This is a genomic window from Pseudomonas sp. PLMAX (assembly GCF_046042685.1).
In the GTDB taxonomy this organism is placed as follows: Bacteria; Pseudomonadota; Gammaproteobacteria; order Pseudomonadales; family Pseudomonadaceae; genus Aquipseudomonas; species Aquipseudomonas putida_AE.
Window position 1 is genome coordinate 2,219,991 of the sequence record NZ_CP064949.1, and the last position, 20,225, is coordinate 2,240,215.

At 60.1% G+C, this 20,225-nt stretch carries 20 protein-coding genes and 1 pseudogene; 10 read left to right on the plus strand and 11 right to left on the minus strand.

The annotated features are described in order from the left end of the window. Positions 1–2 precede the first annotated feature (2 nt). The 4 genes from DKB71_RS10185 to DKB71_RS10200 form a co-directional block, all read right to left on the minus strand. Positions 3–182: a hypothetical protein gene (locus tag DKB71_RS10185; RefSeq protein ID WP_408600260.1), complete on the minus strand. Its 180-nt coding sequence runs from the start codon at positions 180–182 to the stop codon at positions 3–5. Continuing rightward, positions 179–469 (minus strand): nucleotidyltransferase domain-containing protein, encoded by a 291-nt coding sequence (locus tag DKB71_RS10190; RefSeq protein WP_323607664.1) that lies wholly within the window; start codon positions 467–469, stop codon positions 179–181. The genes DKB71_RS10185 and DKB71_RS10190 overlap by 4 nt, the downstream gene beginning before the upstream one ends. Before the next feature lie 251 nt (positions 470–720). Next, the gene (gudD, locus tag DKB71_RS10195; RefSeq protein WP_408600262.1) at positions 721–2,073 is read right to left on the minus strand and encodes a glucarate dehydratase; all 1,353 of its coding nucleotides are present in this window, start codon (positions 2,071–2,073) and stop codon (positions 721–723) included. Between the two features lie 42 nt (positions 2,074–2,115). Continuing rightward, positions 2,116–3,483, minus strand: a complete 1,368-nt coding sequence (locus DKB71_RS10200) for an MFS transporter (RefSeq protein WP_274076365.1) — start codon at positions 3,481–3,483, stop codon at positions 2,116–2,118. A gap of 399 nt (positions 3,484–3,882) precedes the next feature. On the opposite strand from DKB71_RS10200, the gene DKB71_RS10205 reads away from it, so the two are divergent. Then, positions 3,883–4,593: a FadR/GntR family transcriptional regulator gene (locus DKB71_RS10205; RefSeq protein WP_274076466.1), complete on the plus strand. Its 711-nt coding sequence runs from the start codon at positions 3,883–3,885 to the stop codon at positions 4,591–4,593. A gap of 172 nt (positions 4,594–4,765) precedes the next feature. Here the strand turns inward: DKB71_RS10205 and DKB71_RS10210 are convergent, their stop codons facing one another. The 3 genes from DKB71_RS10210 to DKB71_RS10220 all read right to left on the minus strand — a co-directional run bounded on the left by DKB71_RS10210 (position 4,766) and on the right by DKB71_RS10220 (position 8,017). Beyond that, on the minus strand, positions 4,766–6,061 hold the full coding sequence (locus DKB71_RS10210) for an OprD family porin (RefSeq protein ID WP_323607666.1): 1,296 nt from the start codon (positions 6,059–6,061) through the stop codon (positions 4,766–4,768). A 129-nt stretch (positions 6,062–6,190) separates the two neighbouring features. Beyond that, positions 6,191–6,646: a type II 3-dehydroquinate dehydratase gene (locus DKB71_RS10215; protein WP_408600263.1), complete on the minus strand. Its 456-nt coding sequence runs from the start codon at positions 6,644–6,646 to the stop codon at positions 6,191–6,193. Positions 6,647–6,661: 15 nt separating this feature from the next. Beyond that, entirely contained in the window at positions 6,662–8,017 is a 1,356-nt protein-coding gene (locus DKB71_RS10220) for an MFS transporter (protein WP_274076368.1), read from the minus strand. A gap of 158 nt (positions 8,018–8,175) precedes the next feature. Between DKB71_RS10220 and DKB71_RS10225 the strand changes: the two genes are divergently transcribed. Then, positions 8,176–9,060 carry a LysR family transcriptional regulator gene (locus tag DKB71_RS10225; RefSeq protein WP_274076369.1) on the plus strand — a complete coding sequence of 295 codons (885 nt, stop codon included), beginning with the start codon at positions 8,176–8,178 and terminating at the stop codon, positions 9,058–9,060. Positions 9,061–9,096: 36 nt separating this feature from the next. Here DKB71_RS10225 and pcaG read toward each other — a convergent pair whose 3' ends face one another. The 3 genes from pcaG to pcaQ all read right to left on the minus strand — a co-directional run bounded on the left by pcaG (position 9,097) and on the right by pcaQ (position 11,482). Further along, a complete protein-coding gene (gene pcaG, locus DKB71_RS10230) occupies positions 9,097–9,699 on the minus strand; it encodes a protocatechuate 3,4-dioxygenase subunit alpha (RefSeq protein ID WP_408600264.1) in 603 nt (200 codons plus the stop codon). A gap of 12 nt (positions 9,700–9,711) precedes the next feature. Further along, complete coding sequence (pcaH, locus tag DKB71_RS10235) at positions 9,712–10,431, minus strand: protocatechuate 3,4-dioxygenase subunit beta (RefSeq protein ID WP_274076371.1); 720 nt, start codon at positions 10,429–10,431, stop codon at positions 9,712–9,714. 121 nt (positions 10,432–10,552) lie between these two features. Beyond that, a complete protein-coding gene (gene pcaQ / locus DKB71_RS10240) occupies positions 10,553–11,482 on the minus strand; it encodes a pca operon transcription factor PcaQ (RefSeq protein ID WP_408600265.1) in 930 nt (309 codons plus the stop codon). Between the two features lie 107 nt (positions 11,483–11,589). Between pcaQ and DKB71_RS10245 the strand changes: the two are divergent. The 4 genes and pseudogenes from DKB71_RS10245 to DKB71_RS10260 form a co-directional block, all read left to right on the plus strand. Further along, positions 11,590–11,697 (plus strand): annotated as a pseudogene (locus DKB71_RS10245) (universal stress protein); the annotation flags it as partial. A gap of 213 nt (positions 11,698–11,910) precedes the next feature. Next, positions 11,911–12,750: an amidohydrolase family protein gene (locus DKB71_RS10250; RefSeq protein WP_408600266.1), complete on the plus strand. Its 840-nt coding sequence runs from the start codon at positions 11,911–11,913 to the stop codon at positions 12,748–12,750. Between the two features lies 1 nt (position 12,751). Then, positions 12,752–13,555 (plus strand): enoyl-CoA hydratase-related protein, encoded by an 804-nt coding sequence (locus DKB71_RS10255; RefSeq protein WP_408600267.1) that lies wholly within the window; start codon positions 12,752–12,754, stop codon positions 13,553–13,555. 85 nt (positions 13,556–13,640) lie between these two features. After that, complete coding sequence (locus DKB71_RS10260) at positions 13,641–14,945, plus strand: MFS transporter (protein ID WP_408600268.1); 1,305 nt, start codon at positions 13,641–13,643, stop codon at positions 14,943–14,945. Here the strand turns inward: DKB71_RS10260 and DKB71_RS10265 are convergent. Then, a complete protein-coding gene (locus DKB71_RS10265; RefSeq protein WP_408600269.1) occupies positions 14,890–15,519 on the minus strand; it encodes a TetR/AcrR family transcriptional regulator in 630 nt (209 codons plus the stop codon). The two genes, DKB71_RS10260 and DKB71_RS10265, sit on opposite strands and share 56 nt — an antisense overlap. Positions 15,520–15,654: 135 nt before the next feature. Here DKB71_RS10265 and DKB71_RS10270 point away from each other — a divergent pair, with 135 nt between their 5' ends. From DKB71_RS10270 to DKB71_RS10285, 4 genes are all read left to right on the plus strand, one after another. Next, the gene (locus DKB71_RS10270; protein ID WP_408600270.1) at positions 15,655–16,419 is read left to right on the plus strand and encodes an SDR family NAD(P)-dependent oxidoreductase; all 765 of its coding nucleotides are present in this window, start codon (positions 15,655–15,657) and stop codon (positions 16,417–16,419) included. Positions 16,420–16,508: 89 nt separating this feature from the next. Beyond that, on the plus strand, positions 16,509–18,158 hold the full coding sequence (locus DKB71_RS10275; RefSeq protein WP_408600271.1) for a (2,3-dihydroxybenzoyl)adenylate synthase: 1,650 nt from the start codon (positions 16,509–16,511) through the stop codon (positions 18,156–18,158). Between the two features lies 1 nt (position 18,159). Continuing rightward, positions 18,160–18,930, plus strand: a complete 771-nt coding sequence (locus DKB71_RS10280; protein ID WP_408600272.1) for a crotonase/enoyl-CoA hydratase family protein — start codon at positions 18,160–18,162, stop codon at positions 18,928–18,930. Positions 18,931–18,974: 44 nt separating this feature from the next. Next, on the plus strand, positions 18,975–20,168 hold the full coding sequence (locus DKB71_RS10285) for an acetyl-CoA C-acyltransferase (protein ID WP_408600273.1): 1,194 nt from the start codon (positions 18,975–18,977) through the stop codon (positions 20,166–20,168). Positions 20,169–20,225: the final 57 nt, after the last annotated feature.

Genomic DNA, 20,225 nt, shown 5'->3' on the forward strand with positions numbered 1-20,225 from the left:
ATTTAAATGTTGCTTTTGTTGTCTGCGTCTTCGAGAACGCTGGGGAGCTGCGTCAACAATTCCGGCAACGCGGTTTTAACCGTCTCCCATACGACTTTGTCCAAACCCTCTATGAAGCCACAGGCATCCACTGCGGCCTGTTGCATATGTCCGAGGAAATCAACCAGACGATTCTCATTCATACTGGCTTGGCCTCTGCGAGGACCTGGCCTCGAAACTTCGACGGCAAATCGCTGGGAGTCAACAAATCAACATGGATGCCAAGCAGTGACTCCAATTCAACTTGTAAGCCACCCAGGTCAAACAGTGTTGCGCCGGGTAATGCATCGACCAGTAGGTCGAGGTCACTGCCATCCAGGTCGGTACCGCGCAGCACCGACCCGAAGATACGTGGATTAGTCACGCGAAAGCGGCTCACCATTTCTCGGACGGCACTTCGCTTTAGGTCAAGCGCGAGTGAAGGGCGCATAGGGGCTTTTCCTAATCGAAACTCAATGAAGGCTAGGGGATCGAGAATAGTGTTTCAACAACTATTTTCGAGAACCTCAAGCCTTGGTTTCGGCGTGCCACTTGCGTCGTGGATTGGCCTCACGGAAACCCATGATTATATGAACGAGGAATCCGTATGCCGCGCCGCGCCGATCCTTTGCGCCCACTGAGCGCGCCGCTTGGTTAATGAACGATGCAGGGGAGGGACACTGCTGGTGCCCCCCTCGTGAATCAGCGCACCAGGCAAGGCTGCTTGTTGTTGAAGCTCCACCCAGGCATCAGGAACTGCATGGCGACGCTGTCGTCCCGCGCACCCAGGCCCATGCCTTTGTAGAGTTCGTGCGCCTTGGCCACGGCGTCCATGTCGATGTCCACGCCCAGGCCATGCTTGGTCGGAACCTTGACGTAGCCACCTTCGATTTTCAGCGGCTCTCGGGTCAGGCGCTGGCCGTCCTGCCAGATCCAGTGCGTGTCGATCGCGGTGATCTCTCCCGGTGCGGCGGCGGCAACTTGGGTGAACATGGCCAGGGAGATATCGAAGTGGTTGTTGGAATGAGAACCCCAGGTCAGGCCCCAGTCGTGACACATCTGGGCGACACGGACCGAGCCCTGCATCGTCCAGAAATGCGGATCGGCAAGCGGGATATCGACCGATTGCAGTTGAATGGCATGGCCCATTTCACGCCAGTCGGTGGCGATCATGTTGGTGGCGGTCTTCAGGCCCGTGGCACGGCGGAATTCGGCCATGACCTCGCGGCCCGAGTAGCCGTTTTCCGCACCGCACGGGTCTTCGGCATAGGCGAGGACGTGGTGCTGGTCCCGGCACAGGCGGATGGCTTCCTTGAGCGACCAGGCGCCATTGGGGTCAAGGGTAATGCGGGCGTCAGGAAAACGTTCGGCCAGCGCGGTGACCGCTTCGATTTCTTCATCGCCGCGCAGCACACCGCCCTTGAGCTTGAAATCGTTGAAGCCGTATCGGGCCTTAGCAGCTTCGGCAAGGCGCACGACCGCTTCGGCGCTCATCGCTTTCTCATGGCGTAGCCGCAACCACTCGTCTTCAGCGTCGGACTCGTGTCGGTAGGCCAGGTCCGTGACAGTGCGGTCGCCGATGTAGAACAGGTAGCCGAGCATTTTCACCGCATCGCGTTGCTGCCCTTCGCCCAGCAATGCAGCCACCGGAACCTCGAGGAACTGACCCAGCAGATCGAGCAACGCGGCTTCCATCGCGGTCACCGCGTGAATGGTGATGCGCAGGTCGAAGGTCTGCAGGCCGCGACCCGCCGCATCACGGGAAGCAAAGGTGCTGCGCATCTGATTGAGGATGCGTTGGTACTGGCCGATGGGCTGGCCGATCACCAGGCTGCGAGCGTCTTCCAGGGTTTCGCGGATGCGTTCGCCGCCCGGTACTTCGCCCACGCCAGTGTGACCGGCACTGTCCTTGAGAATGACAATGTTGCGGGTGAAGAACGGCCCGTGGGCACCGCTCAGGTTGAGCAACATGCTGTCGTGGCCCGCGACGGGTACGACCTGAAAACTGGTGACGACAGGGGACTGGGTGGTGTTGGCAGTCTGTTCAGCGTTCATGGCAAATTCCTGCGTAATAAGGTCGGTCAGCGATCAATGGGTTCAGTGAGCTTTGCTCAGGGTCGCACCCGTTGCAGCGGCGTTTGGCGGCGTCAGCAGGGACGATGCTTTCGGCGAAGTCCTGGCGAAGAACACCAGGATCGCGGCGAGTACCGAAGTGCCGGCCAGCCCATAGAGGCCGCCCTGGATCGATCCGGTTGTCTGTTCCAGGAAACCGAAGGTCGTGGGGGCGACGAAACCACCCAGGTTGCCAATCGAGTTGATCAGCGCGATGACGGCGGCGGCGATGCGGGCATCCAGGTAGCCCTGGGGGATTGGCCAGAACAGCGAAGACGCTGACTTGAAGCCGATGGCCGCGAAACAGATGGCGACGAAAGCGAAGATCGGCCCGCCGGTGGTGGACAGGAACATGCCAGCCGCTGCAATCAGCAGGGCAGTGGCGACCCAGGCTTGCTGGAACTTGAACTTGCTCGACAGGGCGGCAAACGAGTACATGGCGATGATCGAGATCAACCAGGGAATCGAGTTGAAAAACCCTACCTGCACATCGCTCAGGTCGCCCATCTTCTTGATGATGCTGGGTAGCCAGAAGGTCGCTGCGTAGATCGTCAATTGAATGCAGAAGTACAAGGCGCAAAACAGCAGGATCTGACGATCCTTGAGGAGCTTGCCAATGGTCGGTTTCACGGTGGTCAGCGCTTCACGCTCGCGTTGCTCCTGATCGATGGCACCGACCAGTGCGTCTTGCTCTTCACGGGTCATCCACTTGGCATCATGAGGTTTGGAGTCAAGCCAGAACCAGACGAAAAAGCCCAGGAATACCGAGGCCAGGCCTTCGATGGCGAACATCCATTGCCAGCCGTGAAAACCGAAACCTTCGATCTGCAGCAGGGCACCCGACAGCGGGCCTGAAATCAGCGAGGCAACGGCCGAGCCACTGAGGAAGATGGCGATGGCCTTGCCGCGCTCGACGCCTGGCAACCAGCGGGTGAAGTAATAGATCACGCCAGGGAAGAAGCCTGCTTCGGCGACGCCCAGCAGAAAACGCAGGATGTAGAAGTGGGTTTCGTTCTGGATGAAGGCCATCAGCGTGGCCACGATGCCCCAGGTGAACATGATGCGGGTCAGCCAGATACGGGCACCGACTTTTTGCAGCAGCATGTTGGAAGGTACTTCGAACAGCGCATAGCCAATGAAGAACAGGCCTGCCCCCAGGCCGTATGCGGCGGCGCCTATACCGAGGTCATGTTCCATGTGGGTGCGCACGAAACCGATATTGACCCGGTCGATGTAGTTGAGGATGAACATGATCACGAACAGCGGGAGAACATGCCTCTTCACTTTGCTCACGGCGCGCGCGAGAACCGAATCACTTTCTGGAACCACAGATGCATTGCTTGAATTGTTCACAATTCAAATCTCCCACTGATTATTTTTATGCGGGTTTGAGCGTCACACCGGCGGCTTGTTGCGATCTTTGATGCGCCTTGTGTTGATAGACATCATACAAGTGGTTTTTCTAGTTCGCAATGCGAGGGTCTGCGTTTTTGTCGTCGTGCTGCGCGATGAGAAATAGCTTGGTGTGAATTTCTCCCAGTATTATCTGGTGTTTATGCCCCTGAATTGAAGTTGCGCGGTGAGGTTTTTCACATCGGTCAGAGGAGAGGTTATCACTCGGTTTTCGATTGATTAGGTGTGTTGTCATACAAGCTAGGGCCGTGTTGGCCCAACGAAGTACGTGCACAGTTCGCCAGGGAGTCACGGGTGGGTGTTAAGCTCTCAAGAGCGAAATTCTGTGGACTCAAATCTATGCAAATTGAAAGCGGAACCCCTGTCCGTAGACGATCCGCCAACCTGGCCCAGGGTGTGGTCGAAGCACTGACCCAGCGTATTTTGCTCGGACAATTGAAACCGGGCGAAAAGCTGCCCTCGGAATCCACCATCGTTCTCGAGCATGGCGTAAGCCGCACCGTTGTCCGGGAGGCGATCTCCAAGCTGCAAGCTTCGGGGTTGGTCGAGACACGACACGGCATCGGCACGTTTGTGCTGGAGCAGCAATCGCAGCCAGGGCTACGCCTGCATGTGGATACGGTCGCCAGTGTCAGGAGCATGCTGGAGCTGAGGCTGGGCCTGGAAGTGCAGGCTGTTGCGCTGGCGGCTGTTCGTCGAACTGACGATCAGCTCGCTCGCATGCGCCAGGCCTTGACTGATTACCAGGCTTCGCTGGCTAACAACGACAGTTGCGTCGAGGAGGACAAGCGCTTTCACCAGATCATTGCCGAAGCCACCGGCAATACTTTTTTCACGGAAATCATGCAGCACCTGGGCAACGCCATGATTCCTCGTAACCAGGTGAAGGTCGACGAGCGTGGAAGCGCTGACTTTTCACAATTGGGGCATTTGGCGAGTCTGGAGCACGAAGCGATTTTCAACGCGATCAAGCGCCAGGATCCCGATGCAGCTCGGGCTGCGATGGTGCTGCACTTGACCAATAGTCGGGATCGGTTTTCGGGAAACTGAAAAATTGTTGCGCCAGATGGCGAAATTCAGCACGGCGTTCAGGTCCGTGCCAGCGGCTGAATGACGGCTTCCCGGCAAAGGTGGGATTCTGGCCGCAAAGGTGAAAGGGGTCAGGCAGCTGCGTGCGGTCCATAGCGTTTCGGATGCACGCAGCTTGCTCAACTCGACAGCACTACAGCAACGAAATCGGGTAGCTGATAAACAGTCGGTTTTCGTCAAACTCATTGGTGCTGAACGTTTTGCGAATGCTGGAGTTTCGCCATTTCACGGTCAGGTTTTTCAAGGCACCCGACTGCACGACGTAAGCCAGTTCCGATTCCCGGCCCCATTCCTTGCCATCGGTAATAGCGCCCGAGTGCACGTTGTCGCCACTCAAGTAACGATTCATCAGGGTCAGGCCAGGGACGCCGACCGTGACGAAGTTGAAATCGTGACGGACCTGCCAGGAGCGCTCCTGGGCGTTATCGAAACTGGAGTTGTAGCTGTCGTTGGCCAAGGTACCGCCGCTGGCACCGTTGACCCGCATCCACGCGGTATCGCCGGTGAGCTTTTGCAGGCCGACGTAAAACGTATTGCCGCCCAGTTTTGCCGAGAACAGGCCGAAGGCGGTCTTGTTGTCCATGTCGCCAGCCAGATGGGCACCGTCTTCCTTGCCGGTGAAAAAGCCCATGTTGGCGCCGAGCGTCCAGTCGCCCACAGGCTGGCTGTGGCTCAGGCTGAAGTACTGTTGCTGATAGATGTCCTTGAGTTCGTCGTACCAGAGCCCAACGGTCGTGCGCTTGTCGTTGAAGGTGTATTCACCGCCACCGAAGTTGAATCGATCGGAGGTGAACGCCGCTTTGCCGTTCATGGACATGTCTTCCATGCTCGCATCATTGCGCGGGCTGTTCTGTCTGATCTGACCGCCATACAACGTCAGCCCGCCGATTTCCTGGGAGGTGACCTGCGCGCCACGAAAGGTCTGCGGCAACGAACGACCATCATCGGAACGCAGGATCGGCAGGGTGCTGACCCATTCGCCGACTTTTACCACCGTTTTTGAAACCTTGGCCTTGGCGGCAACCCCCAGCCGTCCGAAGTTGTCAGCGGGGCGCCCATCATCATGAACCGGCAAAAGCTGAGTGCCGGCGGTGCCTTTGCCGCCGTCGAGCTTCTGCGAATAAAGCCCCAGCACATCAACGCCGAACCCTACCGGCCCAGGGGTGTAGCCGGAGCGTGCATCGAGGATAAAGTTTTGCGTCCATTCCTCCGCCTTGTTCTGCGGTGCGGCACTGTTCGGGTAGGCGGGATTGACGAAGTTGCGATTGATGTAGGCATTGCGCAGATTGAGCGTGGCAGTCGAGCCTTCGATGAATCCGCTGTTTTCATCGGCGTGAGCGACAGTCGCCGAGCCGGCACTGAGTGCCAGGGCCAGGCCGATCAAAGAGTAAGGTGCGGGCACGTTGCGGCTGAAACGGGTGTGGCGCATGGGGGATGTCTCGCGGTGAATTATTATTTTTTTCAGGGTTTTTTGCAGTTGGCGACTGAATTTCAGGCGCAAGCGGCCCTGGCAACAATCTGCCAAGGGACCGCCGTGTGAGCGTCTGGCGAAGGGGTGTCAGTGGTTGGCAACCTGACGACGCAGCAAGTCGTCAATGGCCCGGATGGCGAGGGGATATCCATCGGCGCCCATGCCGCAGATCACCGCATTGACCACACCCGACATGATCGAGTGGCGATGCAGTTCGTCCCGTGCATGGATGTTCGACAGGTGCAGCTCAATCAGTGGTGCGTCGAGCAACTTCAGCGCATCCAGGACCGGAATCGAGTGAAACGAAAGGCCGGCCGGGTTGATGATCACGGCAGCGCCTTGCTCGAAGGCCTCTTGAATCCAGTCGACCATTACGCCTTCGTGGTTGGTCTGGCGAAAGTCGAGGACCAGATCAAGCTCTTCGGCCAGCCTCTCACTGCGTTGGCGGATTTGTTCGAGCGTGGTGTGGCCGTAGATGTGCGGCTCACGACGACCCAGCAGGTTGAGGTTTGGGCCGTTGAGGATGAAGACGGTGCGGTTCATGGTCGTCCTGCTGCGTTATTTGGAAAGAATGGCGGTAGCGCGAGTGTCGATCTCGTCGTCTTTGGCGACAGCGTTCAGGTCGATGCCGCGGGTTTCCGGGCCGATGACGATCATGGCCAGCGAGATCAGGTTGATCACCGCACACAGCGTCACCAGAGGCCATGGCGAGTTGTTCGACTGGCTCATCAGATAGACCGCGATCATTGGCATAGGGCCGCCAATCACCAGGTTGGCGCCGGTGTAGGCCAGAGCCGAGCCGGAGTAGCGCACCTGGGTCGGGAAGGCTTCGGCGAAGGCCACCGGCTGGATGCCGCTCTGGAACTGGGTGAAGCCAAGGAACAGCCCCATGATTGCCATGATGGCGGGAACGTTCAGTGTGTTGAGGATCGGGAAGTACACGAACAGGATCAGCAAGGTCATGCACGAACCAAATGCCAACGCCTTTTTACGGCCCCAGCGATCGGACAGATAACCACCGGCCAGCGCACCGAAAATCGCACACATGTTAGCCACCATCAGCGACATGAAGCCTGTCGACTGGCTGAAGCCCAGGTGCTTGGTCAGGTAGCTGAGGGAGAAAATCACGATCAGGTAGAACAGTGCAGCGGGCGAGCAGAAGAAAAACATCAGGCGCAGGATGGTTTTGTAATGGCTGCCCAGTGCGGATTTGAGCGGGCTCTTTTCCTGTTTGACCGGGGTCTTTTTCAACGCGACGAAGGCCGGGGTTTCATCGACTTTCAGGCGGATGAAGATCGCGACCACCACCAGTACGAAGCTCATGAGGAAGGGAATTCGCCAGCCAAAGCTTTCGAACTGCTCGCTTGAAAGCGTCGCCGCCAGGCCCATCAACACGCCGTTGGCCAATATCTGACTGAGCGGTGAGCACAGGCCGAGCATGCCGGAATAGCGGCCGCGGCGATCGGGGGTGGCGTGTTCCAGCGCCATCAGTTGCGCACCGGTGGACTCCCCACCCAGCGCGAAGCCCTGGATGATCCGCAGCAACACCAGCAGGATCGGCGCCCAGATGCCAACCTGGCCGTAGGTGGGCAACAGGCCCATCAATACCGACGCCAGGCCCATCATGCTCACGGTGGCCAACATCAGGTTGCGCCGGCCCAGTTTGTCACCCAGGTAACCACAGGTAATGGCGCCCAGCGGTCGAGCGGCCAGGCCGACACCGAAGGTTGCCAGCGACGCGAGCAGGCCGGCTGTCGGCTCCATGGCCGGGAAAAACAGCTTGGGCAGGATCGTCGCCGACACCGCGCCATACAGCGTGAAGTCAAACCATTCCAGGGCGGTGCCGATCGTCGCAGCGGTCACCGCTTTGCGAGGCATGCGCGAATCATGAGTCTCTTGATGGGGTGTGCTCATAAAGGTGCTCGTCATTGTTTTTATGGTGTCGGGATACCCATACGATTTCGATGCAGCTGCAAGGAATCGTCGAAGTGAGTAGACGTTAGCGCATCCCGCTTGCAAAATAATTATCGAAATCACGATAAATAGATAAGTCAGCCTTATGGGTAGCGATTATGGAACTGCGTCACCTGAAAGCCTTTGTGATCGCCGCCGACCTGCAGCACTTCAGCCGCGCGGCTGAACAACTGGGTATCGCGCAACCGGCCCTGAGCCAATTGATGCGCACGCTTGAGGCGGAGTTGGGGTTGGCATTGTTCCGGCGGGAAAACCGCGGCGTGGCGTTGACCGCTGCCGGCGAGGCGTTCCTGCCCCATGCCCGGCAGTCCATCGAGGCCAGCGAGCTGGCGATTGCCGCCGCCCGGCGTGCCCGGCGCGGTGAAGTCGGCGAAATCAATATCGGTTATCACTCGGCCCTGTTCGAGGCCAATTTGCCGCAATTGCTGCGCCATTACTTCAGCACGTTTCCCGAAGTCAAAGTGTCCCTGGTGGACGCCGGTATTCGCGCGCAGTTCGACATGTTGCTCGACCACAAGCTTGACCTGGCCTTTGCCAGGGTGTTCAAGGATCACCTGCCGGACCGGCTGCGCACCCATCACTTCAGCCAATCCAGGCTCGTCCTGCTGATCCCGGACAACCATGAACTGGCGGACAGTTTTACCGGTGAACTGGCGACACTGCGGCATGAGAAGTTCGTGTTCTTGCAGGACAGCGCCGGCATTGGCCTGACCTCCCACACGCTCCAGGCCTGCCGGCAAAACCAGCTGCACCCCGAGAACATCATGCATGTGCCATCGCTGATGAGCATTCCCGGGCTGGTGGCCGCGGGTATCGGCCTGAGCATCGTGCCGGAAACGATGACCCGGCTGACCATGCCCGGCATACGGATCGTGCCCCTGGCGCAACCGGAAATGGTCAGTGAACTGTCGCTGATTTCACGGATTGATGAACGATCGAGCGCGGTTTTGCATTTTATCGAAGAGGCCCATGGGTGGGGGTGACCTTTCCCATGGGGCGGTGTTCACTGTCATGCGTCGTCAGAAGTCGAAAAACACGGTTTCCGCTTCGCCTTGGACATGGATATCGAAGCGGTACGCCAGCTGGCCATCGACCGTGCAGCGCCGGGCGATCAGGGATTCGCGCCGATGGGGTTGTTCGATCAGGTTCAACACGGGATCCACGGCATTCGCCTCGGGTTCGTCGTCGAAGTACAGTCGGGTCTGCAAGTGAATGTTGATGCCCCGGGCAAACAGCGCCACGTTGACATGCGCAGCCATGGCCACGCCCGAGGCGTTTTTCACCACGCCGGGCTTCACGGTCTTGATCGTCCATTCACCGACATCGGTCGTCGCGGTGCGGCCAAAACAATTGAAGGGTTTTTCCAGGTCGAAAGCGCTGTCGTAGACGCCTTCGTGATTGGCCTGCCAGCACTCCAGGAAGGCGTCGCGAATCAGGTGACCATTGCCGTCATACACCTGGCCCAGCAATAAAATGTGCTCACCTGGCGCGCCGGGTCTGGCCATTTCATTCCAGATTTCCTGCTCACGCGGCGCGTTGCCGGCAGCTTCCAGCGCCAGGCCGATATGGACATAGGGGCCGGCGGTTTGCGACGGGGTTTCAGGCAGCAGTTGAACGGGCATGTGCAGGCCTCCTCAGCAGTTTTCGAAGTGGGTCTTGCGCTGACCGCGCAGGACGATATCAAAACGATAAGCCAGGCAATCCATGGGATTGGCCATGCCCATGTCCAGCCGGGCGATCAGACTCTGCACCGCGTCCTGATTGGCGATCGACTTGACGATCGGGCACATGGGGATCAGCGGATCACCTTCGAAATACAGTTGGGTAATCAGGCGCGTGGCAATCGACGGGCCACTGATGGAGACATGGATATGCGCAGGGCGCCAGTCGTTGGGGCCGTTGCGCCATGGGTAGGGGCCGGGTTTGACGGTGCGGAAGCTGTAGTTGCCATCGCGGTCGGTCAACGCTCGGCCAACGCCGCCGAAGTTCGGGTCAAGCGGGGCCAGGTAGCTGTCTTTCTTGTGCCGGTAACGACCACCGGCATTGGCCTGCCACATCTCCACCAGGGTGTGGGGAATCGGCTTGCCGTACTGATCGCAAACCCGGCCCGCCAGGATGATGCGTTCGCCGATGGGCAGGCCGCCATGATTGAAATTCAACAGCAGATCGTTATCGTGCCGGCCCATTTGCAGATGGGAAAAATCCGGGCCGCTGGTTTCGGATAAGGATTGCGGGATGCTCACCAGTGCCTGGCGGGGAGAGCGCAGGATCGAAGTCTTGTAGTCAGGCGTCAGGGCCTTGGGATGCCAATTACGGTCACGAATGACGAAGCGGCTGTCGTGCGCATCAGACATGTCGTTTTTTCCTGTTGTTATGGGTGGACAGAAGCCGGTACTGCGTTGGCAGCGTTCCCAGTTTCCGCTTGTACAACCCATCGCAAAATTGAAAAAATCGACCTTATGCATATCCAGATGGTTATGGATATTTGCCCTCACGATAGTCCTGCCCGACCTCGCGCAGTGCCTCCACGCACCACTGCGCCGCTGGCGCCAGCGCCAATGCGGGATTGGTGCAGAACCCCACGGAACCACCGGGCTCACGCATCCCCAGGTCCAGCTCCACCAGCTCGCCTTGCCTCAAGTCCTGCCTGACAGCGTCCAAAGGCGCGACCCAGATGGCCTGGCTGCTTTGTACGTAGCGCCGACTCAGGGCCACCGACAGGGTTTCCAGGCGTTGGCGTGATGGGGTTATCCCGTGTTGCACAAACAGGCTGTCGGCGAATTTGCGGATCGTCGTTCCCGCCGACGGCAATACCAACGGATAGTCCTCGAGATTTTTCTGCCCCGGCAGACCGGTGAGCACCGGATGGCCGCTACGCACCACCAAGGTCATGGATTCGCTGTAGAGGTGCTCGAACGCCAGCCCGAGAATCAGTGGGCTATCGGTCATCCTGCCCACTACAAGGTCCAGCTCACCGACACGCAACCGCGACAGCAGGTAGGCACTTGGGCCGGTCACGACACTGACCACCAACGCCGGGTGGCGCTCGTGCAGACGGCACACCACTTCAGGCACCAACAGGCTTTCGACGGTGGACAGCACACCAACCTGCACGCTGATGGGCTCATGCACACCAGAGCGCAAACTGTTGACCCCGTCACGCAACGATTGCACGCTCGGCCCTGCGTAGCGCAAAAAGGCCACGCCGGCCTCGGTCAACGTCGAGCCCTTTTTACCCCGTTCAAACAGCGTGGCATCCAACAGGTTTTCAAGCTCCTTCAGGGTCTTGGAAAGCGCCGGCTGGCTGATTGCCAACTTGTCGCAGGCACGCGCCAGGCTGCCCTGGCGCGCCACCTCGAGAAAACACAGCAGATGACGGAATTTGATGCGGGTATCGATGTTCAATCGGTTCTCTGCCTTTGTGGTTTGGCCTCTATTATTGTTGGATTAGCAGCGTTTGTGTGGGTTGTCACCCGTGCCAATGCTCCACAGGCGCTGCCCTGCATATCACAAATGCCCACCGCAAGGGGCTGGGTAAATGGGTGGGCAGTACGACGGAGCATGTGCTGTATCAAGTGCCCTGCAACATTTTCGCCGTTACCGGGTCTGCGGATCCGTGAATGGATTCGCTATGAAAATGACTCGAAAGGAGCGCCTCAGTACGCCTGACCGAGAATGAAGTTGATTTCATCCCCGTAGCGCAATCCAGCCGACCGATAGACACACCCCTCAAGCGTCATAACTCACGCGTGCCTGACGCTTGACATAAGCTCGACTCGGCCATATAAAGAACATGTTCATAAATGATCAACAACAATAATGGATGCGATCATATGCGCCGAATCGACTTGCACTGCTACCCCAACACCCAACGCTGGATCGACTGCCAGGGTCCCTATGTCAAGGCTCTTGCGGAGTACTGGCACCGCGACTGGAAGGCCAAGACAGAGGAAGAAGTGGTTCGCGAGTTCCAGAGCGCCGGCATCGAGGCGGTGCTGGTGGCCCTGGATTTGCGAGCAACCATCAACACAGTGCCTTGCGACAACGACTATGTGGCCGGCATGCGCGATCGCCATGACTGCATCATCCAGGCCTGGGGTGCCGTGGAGCCGGCCATGGGGCAGGTGGCGATCGATGAGGCCAAGCATGCGATCCGCGACCTCGACATGCTTGGGTTTCACTTCCATCCGATCATGCAGCACTTCAGTGTCGACGATCAGCGCTACTACCCGCTGTGGGAGGAAATCAACGCCCTGAAAGTGCCGGTGATGATCGACGTCGGCATGACCGGAATGGGCGCAGGTCTGCCTGGGGGCTTCGGCGCCAAGACCCGGCATGCGCACCCCTCGTCCATCGATACCCTGGCGGCGGACTTTCCGGACTTGACCATCATCATGGCGCACCCGGGTTACCCGTGGATCGACGAAACCACCGTCTGTGCACTGCACAAGGGCAATGTGTTCTGGGAGATGTCCGGCTGGGCACCCAAATACCTGCCAGAGGCGCTCAAGCGCGATATTCGCGGGCGACTCAAGCACAAGGTCATGTTCGGTAGCGACTACCCCAGCATTCCCCATGAGCGGCTGTTCAAGGAGTGGGGCGAGTTGGGCTACTCCGATGAAGTGCTGGAGTTGTTCTTCCACAAGAACGCCGAACGCGTGCTGGGTCTCTGAGATGGGTAGCGAGCAGCACAATGTGCTGACCGAACGGCGCGGGCACGTGCTCCATATCCGCATCAACAGGCCTCAGGTTCGCAACGCGCTGGACCCGCTCACCTACCATCAGTTGAGTCTGGCTTGCGATGAGCTGGAGGCTGACCCCGAGCTGTGGCTCGGGGTGCTGACCGGGGAGGGCGACCAGGCCTTCAGTGCCGGCCGCGACCTCAAGCAACTGGCGCAAATGGCTGTTGCCGATGAGGCGCAGAAACAGGCTGAAGCGGCATTATGGCAGAGCACCACACGCTTGACCGACCGCTTCGGTTTCGCCAAGCCGCTGATTGCACGGCTCAATGGTTCGGCCCATGGCGGCGGACTGGAGCTGGCCCTGGTGTGTGACATCATCGTCGCCGCCGAACATGCCCAGCTCAGCCTGCCCGAGCCCCGGCGCGGGCTGATTGCCACGGCAGGCGGTGTCCATCGCCTGCCGCGCCAGATCGGCCTGAAGGCGGCCATGGGGTATCTGCTGACCGGGCGAGCCATGACCGCGCAACGGGGTTACGAGCTGGGCCTGATCAACGAAGTGGTTCCCGCGCACCTGCTCGATGAAGCTGTCGAGCAGTGGGTGGCGGACATTCTGGCCTGTGCACCACTGGCGGTTCGCGCCACCAAGGCCTGCGCCATGCAGGGCCTTGACTTGCCGCTGGCCGACGCTGTGGCCCGACGCTACGACGCCGAAGAACGGCGCAAGGCCAGCGAAGACAGTCGCGAAGGGCCGCGTGCCTTTGCTGAAAAACGTCGACCGCAATGGCGAGGATGCTGAAGCACTGCAGCCGGTTTCTACCCGATACGGTACGCTCAGACGGCGTGACCGCTACCTGAATAAAAATAATCACAGGTGACAGGCAATGAATACTTCGCGCATGTTTTACGGCTGGTGGGTCGTGATCGCATCGATCATGGGGATGATCGTCAGCCAAGGCCCCGTCCTGGTATTTACCTTCGGCATTTTCATGAAACCCTTGAGCGCCGAGTTCGGCTGGAGCCGTTCGCAAGTTTCGCTGGGGCTGACCATCGCTATTCTCACCGCCGCTTTATGCACCCCCTGGATCGGTCGGTTGATCGATCGCAAGGGGGCGCGCCAAGTGGCCATTCCAGCCTTGCTGTTGTTCGGCGTCGGGATCATGTCGCTCGGCCTGTTGCCGGCCAACCTGGTGCTGTTCTATCTGGCGTTCTGCGTGATTGGCCTGTTGTCCACCGGCGGCACACCGACGGCCTATGCCATGGCCGTGAGTTGCTGGTTCATCCGCCGCCGTGGCCTGGCCCTGGGCTTGAGCATGGCGGGTATCGGCATCGGTGCGGCGTTGCTGCCGATGCTGGCGCAGCATGCCGTGGCCGCACTGGGCTGGCGCCTGGCGTATGCGGTGATGGGCCTGGTAATTGTTCTCGGCGCCGTGGGCGTCGCCTGGAAACTGCAGAACAAGCCTGCTGACCTGGGGCTATTCCCGGACAACCAGCCCACCGTCGATGGCGCCCCTCATTCGCCGGACAAGGTTGGCCTGAGCGTGGGGCAGGCGCTGCGCAGCCGCTCGTTCTGGCTGATCGGCGTGGCGTTTTTCCTCGCGGCCCTGGCGATCAACGGCTGCTCGGTGCACTTCGTGCCCTTGCTCACCGACCGCGGCATACCGGCTGGCGAAGCCGCTCGCATTGCCTCGATCATCGGCATCGCGCTGATCGTCGGCCGCGTGGGCGCAGGGTACTTGCTCGACTATCTGTTCGCGCCCTTTGTCACGGTGTTTTTCTTCATTGGCCCGGTGATCGGCATCCTCTTGCTCTACAGCGGCGCCAGCGGCAGCAGCGCGATGCTTTGCGCAGCCCTGATCGGGCTGGGTGTCGGCGCGGAGGTGGACCTGATTGCCTACCTGATCGCGCGTTACTTCGGCTTGCGCGCCTTTGGTGAAATCTACGGCTACCTGTTCGGCCTGTTCTGTCTGGGCACTGCCTTCGGGCCGTTGTTGATGGGCGTTGGCCAGACGCTCAATGGCAGTTACGACGCGGTCCTGCTGTTGTTCGCCGGCTGCATGGTGGTGGCCTGTGTCCTGATGCTCTGTGTCGGTCGTTATCCGGACCTCCATGGGCAGCACAAGGTGCCGGCGATCACGCCGCCTGCAAACCATGCATTATCAGATTCAGGCGCTTCATCAGCTCATTGAGACCGTCTTCAGGATCCTGCGAGTCGTCCGCCAGCCACATGCGAATCTCCGCTGCCAATAGATAGAACATGGTCTTGGCGATCATGCTGTCGTCTTCCTGGCAGCGCACTTCACCCTGGGCTCGAGCATGAGCGAGCAGGGTCGAGATCGAGTCGATGGTCCGCGCTCGGGTCGCCTGGAAGCGTTCGCTCTGCATCCCCGTTGTGTAGAAGGTGATCTCGCGGGTCAGGTCCCGTGAGATCACCTTGTCCTGTCCGTAAAACACGAAAAAGTGCCGCAGCGCGTTGCGCAGGTTGTCCAGCAGTGGGCGGTCGGCGCGGCAGTCGGCGAAAGCCCGCGTAGTCAACTCGTCGAGATCGTCGTTGAACACCAGGAACAACAGGTCGCGCTTGTCGGTGGCGTAGAGAAACAGGGTCGACAGGCCAACGTCCGCTTCCTGGGCGATTTGCCGTGTCGTGGTCGGCTCAAAGCCATTCTCGGTGAAGAGTTTTTTCGATGCGGCACGGATCCGCAGGAATTTGTCGAGCTTGTTTCGTTCGCGCAAACCCAGCGGGGCATTCGATTTCACGTTCATGTCAGACCTTTGATTTTTCTGGTTTTGTCGGGGTTCTGGAAGAACTCATCTTAAGGGATGGCCAGAGCCTTGACAAACAATATGATCATGTCTAAAAATGAACATGTTCTTTTAAAAACAACAACGAGGTTGAACATGTCCCCATCCAAGAAAGTCGCCCTGGTCACAGGTTCCGCATCCGGCATTGGCGCCACGGTGGCCGTGGCACTGGCCAAGGCCGGTTATGACGTGATCGTCAACTACAGCCGCAGCGAAGCCTCGGCCAGGTCCACGGTGCAAGCCTGCGAGGCAGCCGGGGCGCGGACGATGTTGCTGCAGTGCGACGTGTCGAACGAGGACAGTGTCAAGGCCATGGTCGCTGCCATCCGTGAGCAATACAGCCATCTGGACGTGGTCTGCAGCAACGCCGGCGTGTCCATCGATACGCCACCGAAAAAGTTCGACGAGATCGACGTGGAAGATTGGGATCGGGTATTCGCCGTGAACGTGCGCGGCCTGTTCCTGATCGCCAAGCACACCAAGGCCCTGTTGTTCGAGGCCCCCCGGCCATGCATGGTCAACACCGCTTCGATCGTTGGCATGCGCCCCGGAGCCCAGCCGCTGCCGTATTCGGCGTCCAAGGCGGCCGTGATCAGCATGACCCAGACCCTGGCCAATGCGCTGGGCCCCAAGGTACGCGTCAACGCAATCGCCCCGGGCTGGATGGAAGGGGAGTGGATGGAATGGATGCTGGGCGACAACTACGACAAGTTGATGAGCCGCCGCGCACGCGCCACGCCCCTGCAGCGCTGCGTGACCATGCCGGACGTGGCTGAAGTGGTGCTCACCCTGATCGAGCACATGCACTTTGTCACCGGCGAAACCATTGTCATCGATGGCGGCTTCGCCAAGACCACCTGATTCTTCAGGGCCAATTCTTCCGGGCGAGAGTTGCGCTCTGGCCCCTGCGTGTTCCTTCCAACAATAACGACAACATCGAGGACATTTCCATGATGGGATTCGTGCCGTTTCCAGAAAAGTTCGTTGAGCAGTATCGCGCCAAGGGCTACTGGCAGGACCAGACCCTGGCGAATACCTTCCAGGCGGTGTGCCGCCAGTACGGCGAGCGCATTGCCGTGTGCGATGCGTCCCGTGAGGTGAGCTACGCCGAGCTTGACCAGATTGCCACGCGCCTGGGTTTGAACCTGTTGGATGCAGGCCTGGTGCCGGGCGATATCGTCGTCCTGCAACTGGGCAATGTGCTGGAGTTTGTCTTCGTCTACCTGGCCCTGCAGAAAATTGGCGTGCGGCCGATCCTGGCGCTGCACACCCACCGGTACCGTGAACTGCGCCAGTTCGTCGAGTTGTCTGGCGCCACTGCCACCATCACCGCGGACCGCTCCAAGGACTGCGATTTCATCGATATCGTCAACCGCGTCCAGGCGGATACCACCAGCATCCGGCGCAAGTTTGTCCTCGGCGGCGCGGCGCACGGTTTTGTCTCGCTGGGCGATTTACTGGCCCGTGAACCCTCTCGCGATGCCGCCGAAATCGAGGCGATCCAGGCCGCGATCGATCCGTGCAGCCCGGCGCTGTTTCTATTGTCCGGCGGCACCACCGGCATCCCGAAGATGATCCCGCGCTCGCACAACGACTACGCCTGCAACTCGCGGCTGGCCTCCCGATACACGGGCATCGATGAGCACTCGGTGTTGCTCGACGTATTGCCCATTGCCCACAATTTGCCGTTGGCGTGCCCTGGCTTGCAGGGCTTCATGCTCTGCGGTGCCAAGGTGGTGCTGCATGCCAGTACGCGGGCGGAAGAGGTGTTCGCCTTGATCGAGCGCTTCAAGGTCACCCATATCCATGTGGTGCCGGCCCTGCTGATCATGTGGATGAACGACCCGCGGGTCGAGTCCTTCAACCTGGACAGCGTTCGGGTGATCCAGTCCGGTGGCCAGCGCCTGCAACCGGAGACGCGGGCCTTGACCGAGCAGGTCTTGCATAACTGCACGGTGCAGGAAAACTTTGGCATGGCCGAAGGCCTGTTGATGTTCGTGCGCCTGGACGACCCGCTGGATGTCCGCCGCGAGTCGGTGGGCAGGCCGGTGTGTGAAGACGACGAAATCCTCTTGCTCGGCGAGGACGACCTTCCCGTGCCGCCGGGTACGCCGGGCGAGCTGTGCTGCCGGGGGCCCTACACCTTGCGCGGCTACTTCAACGCACCGGAGCATAACGCGCGGGCGTTTACCCCCGAAGGTTTCTACCGTTCCGGCGACATGATGCGCGAGCTGCCCTCGGGCAACTATGTGGTGGAAGGGCGCAAGAAGGACCTGATCAACCGCGGCGGCGAGAAAATTTCCGCCGAAGAAATCGAGAACCTGGTGCTGGCTCACCCGGCCGTCACGAACGTGGCGTGCGTGGCCATGCCCGACCCGGTGCTGGGCGAAAAAATGTGCGCCTTCGTGATCCTCAAGCCGGCTGCGCAGTTGAGCCTGGAAGAGCTGGTCGATTACCTGCAGAGCCATGAAATCGCCCGTTTCAAACTGCCGGAGCGCCTGGAGCTGGTGGACAGTTTTCCGCTGTCGACCTTCGGCAAGGTCTCCAAGAAAGACCTGGTGGAGCGCGTCAGCGCCCAGCTAAAAATCGAGGCGGCCTGAGATGAGCGACTTTATCCAATACCGCTTCGAAGACGGCATCGTCACCTTGACGCTGTGCGCGCCCGAGCAGCACAACGCCTTGAGCCATCAGGCGCAGTTCGACGGGTTCACCGAAATTTGCGTGCGCATCAACCGCGATCCACAGGTCAAGGTGGTCATCCTCACAGGCGCAGGCGAATCGTTCTGCGCCGGCGGCAACGTCAAGGACATGAAAGCGCGGGCGGGGCTGTTCGCCGGTGATCCGTATCAACTGCGCGACGGCTACCGCCATGGCATCCAGCAGATTCCGCTGGCGGTCTATCACCTGGAGGTGCCAACCATTGCCGCCGTCAACGGCGCCGCGATTGGCGCCGGCTGCGACCTGGCCTTGATGTGCGACATCCGCATTGCCTCGCAACAGGCGCGATTCGCTGAAAGCTTCGTCCGCCTGGGCATCGTGCCCGGTGACGGCGGCGCCCGGCTGCTGCCCCGGGCGCTGAACAACCTGTCGCGGGCCTATGAGCTGTCGTTTACCGGTGAGACAGTGTCCGCGCAGCAGGCCCTCGAGTATGGCCTGGTGTCGCGCATCGTCGAGCCGGATGACTTGCTGGCGGCCGCCCAGGACCTGGCCAGACGGATCGCGGCCAACCCCGGGCATGCCCTGAGGTTGACCAAGAAGCTGTTGCGCGAAGGGCAGCACACCCGGCTGGAACCCTTGCTCGAATTGTCCGCTGCCTATCAGGCACTGGCCCACCACACCGAAGCCCACCAGGCCATCGTGCAGGCGCTTTGATCGCAGCCGGACGCTGCACACGAGCGTTCGGCCGGAGGTTTCTCATGCAAGATGCAGTGATTGTTGCTTACGCCCGCTCGGCCATTGGCAAGGCCTATCGTGGCGCGTTCAACCATACCCCGATGCCCAGCCTGGCCGCGCCGATCATCCAGAGCGTGCTCGAGCGCGCGCGGATCCAGGGCGCCGAAGTGGAAGAACTGGTCATGGGCTGTGGACGGCCCGAGGGTACCCAGGGCAAGAACATTGCCCGGCACAGCGCGTTGCGTGCCGGGTTACCGGACAGCGTCGCGGCGCAGACCGTCAGCCGTCATTGCGCGTCGGGGCTGCAGGCCATTGCCAGTGCCGCGCAACGAATCCAGCTGGACGGCAGCTCGATCATGCTGGCGGTGGGGGGCGAGTCCATCAGTCTGGTGCAAAACGCCCACACCAACGAGCACTACGGTCAAGACCCATGGTTGCTGGAGCATCGGCCTGACGCCTACATCAGCATGCTCGAGACGGCTGAGCGGGTGGCCAGTCGTTATGGCATCTCCCGTAGCGACCAGGATGACTACGCCTTGCTCAGCCAGCAGCGCACGGCCCAGGCCCAGCGCGACGGGCTGTTCGACGAAGAAATCGTCGCGCTGGACGTCGTCTCCAGGGCCGTGGACAAGGCCAACTACGAGTATTACGACAAACCCCTGCGCATCGACCGTGACGAATGCAATCGGCCGGGTACCCAGCGCGCCCAGTTGGCCGCACTCGCACCGGTGCTTGAGGGTGGACATCGAACCGTGACGGCCGGCAATGCCTCGCAACTCAGTGATGGCGTGGCGGCCTGTGTGTTGATGAGCGCCGAGCAGGCGAGATCGAGGGGTTTGCAACCCTTGGGGATTTTCAAAGGTTTTGCCAGTGCGGGCTGCGCACCGGATGAAATGGGCATCGGCCCGGTGCTGGCGGTACCGCGCCTGTTGGCCCGCCACGGGTTGGGCATCAACGACATCGACTTGTGGGAATTGAACGAAGCCTTCGCCTCCCAGGTGCTGTATTGCCAGCGTCAGTTGGGCATCCCGATGCAGCGCCTGAACGTCAACGGCGGCGCCATTGCCCTGGGTCACCCCTACGGCATGTCGGGGGCGCGCATGACCGGGCACGTTTTGCTCGAAGGGCGGCGCCGGGGGGCTCGCCATGTCGTGGTGACAATGTGCGTAGGCGGCGGGCAGGGCGTCGCTGGTTTGTTCGAGGTGTGCCATGACTGACGGCTAAGCCCGGACATCGCTGTTTGCTGCGTCTCTACAACAACAAAAAGAGGGACT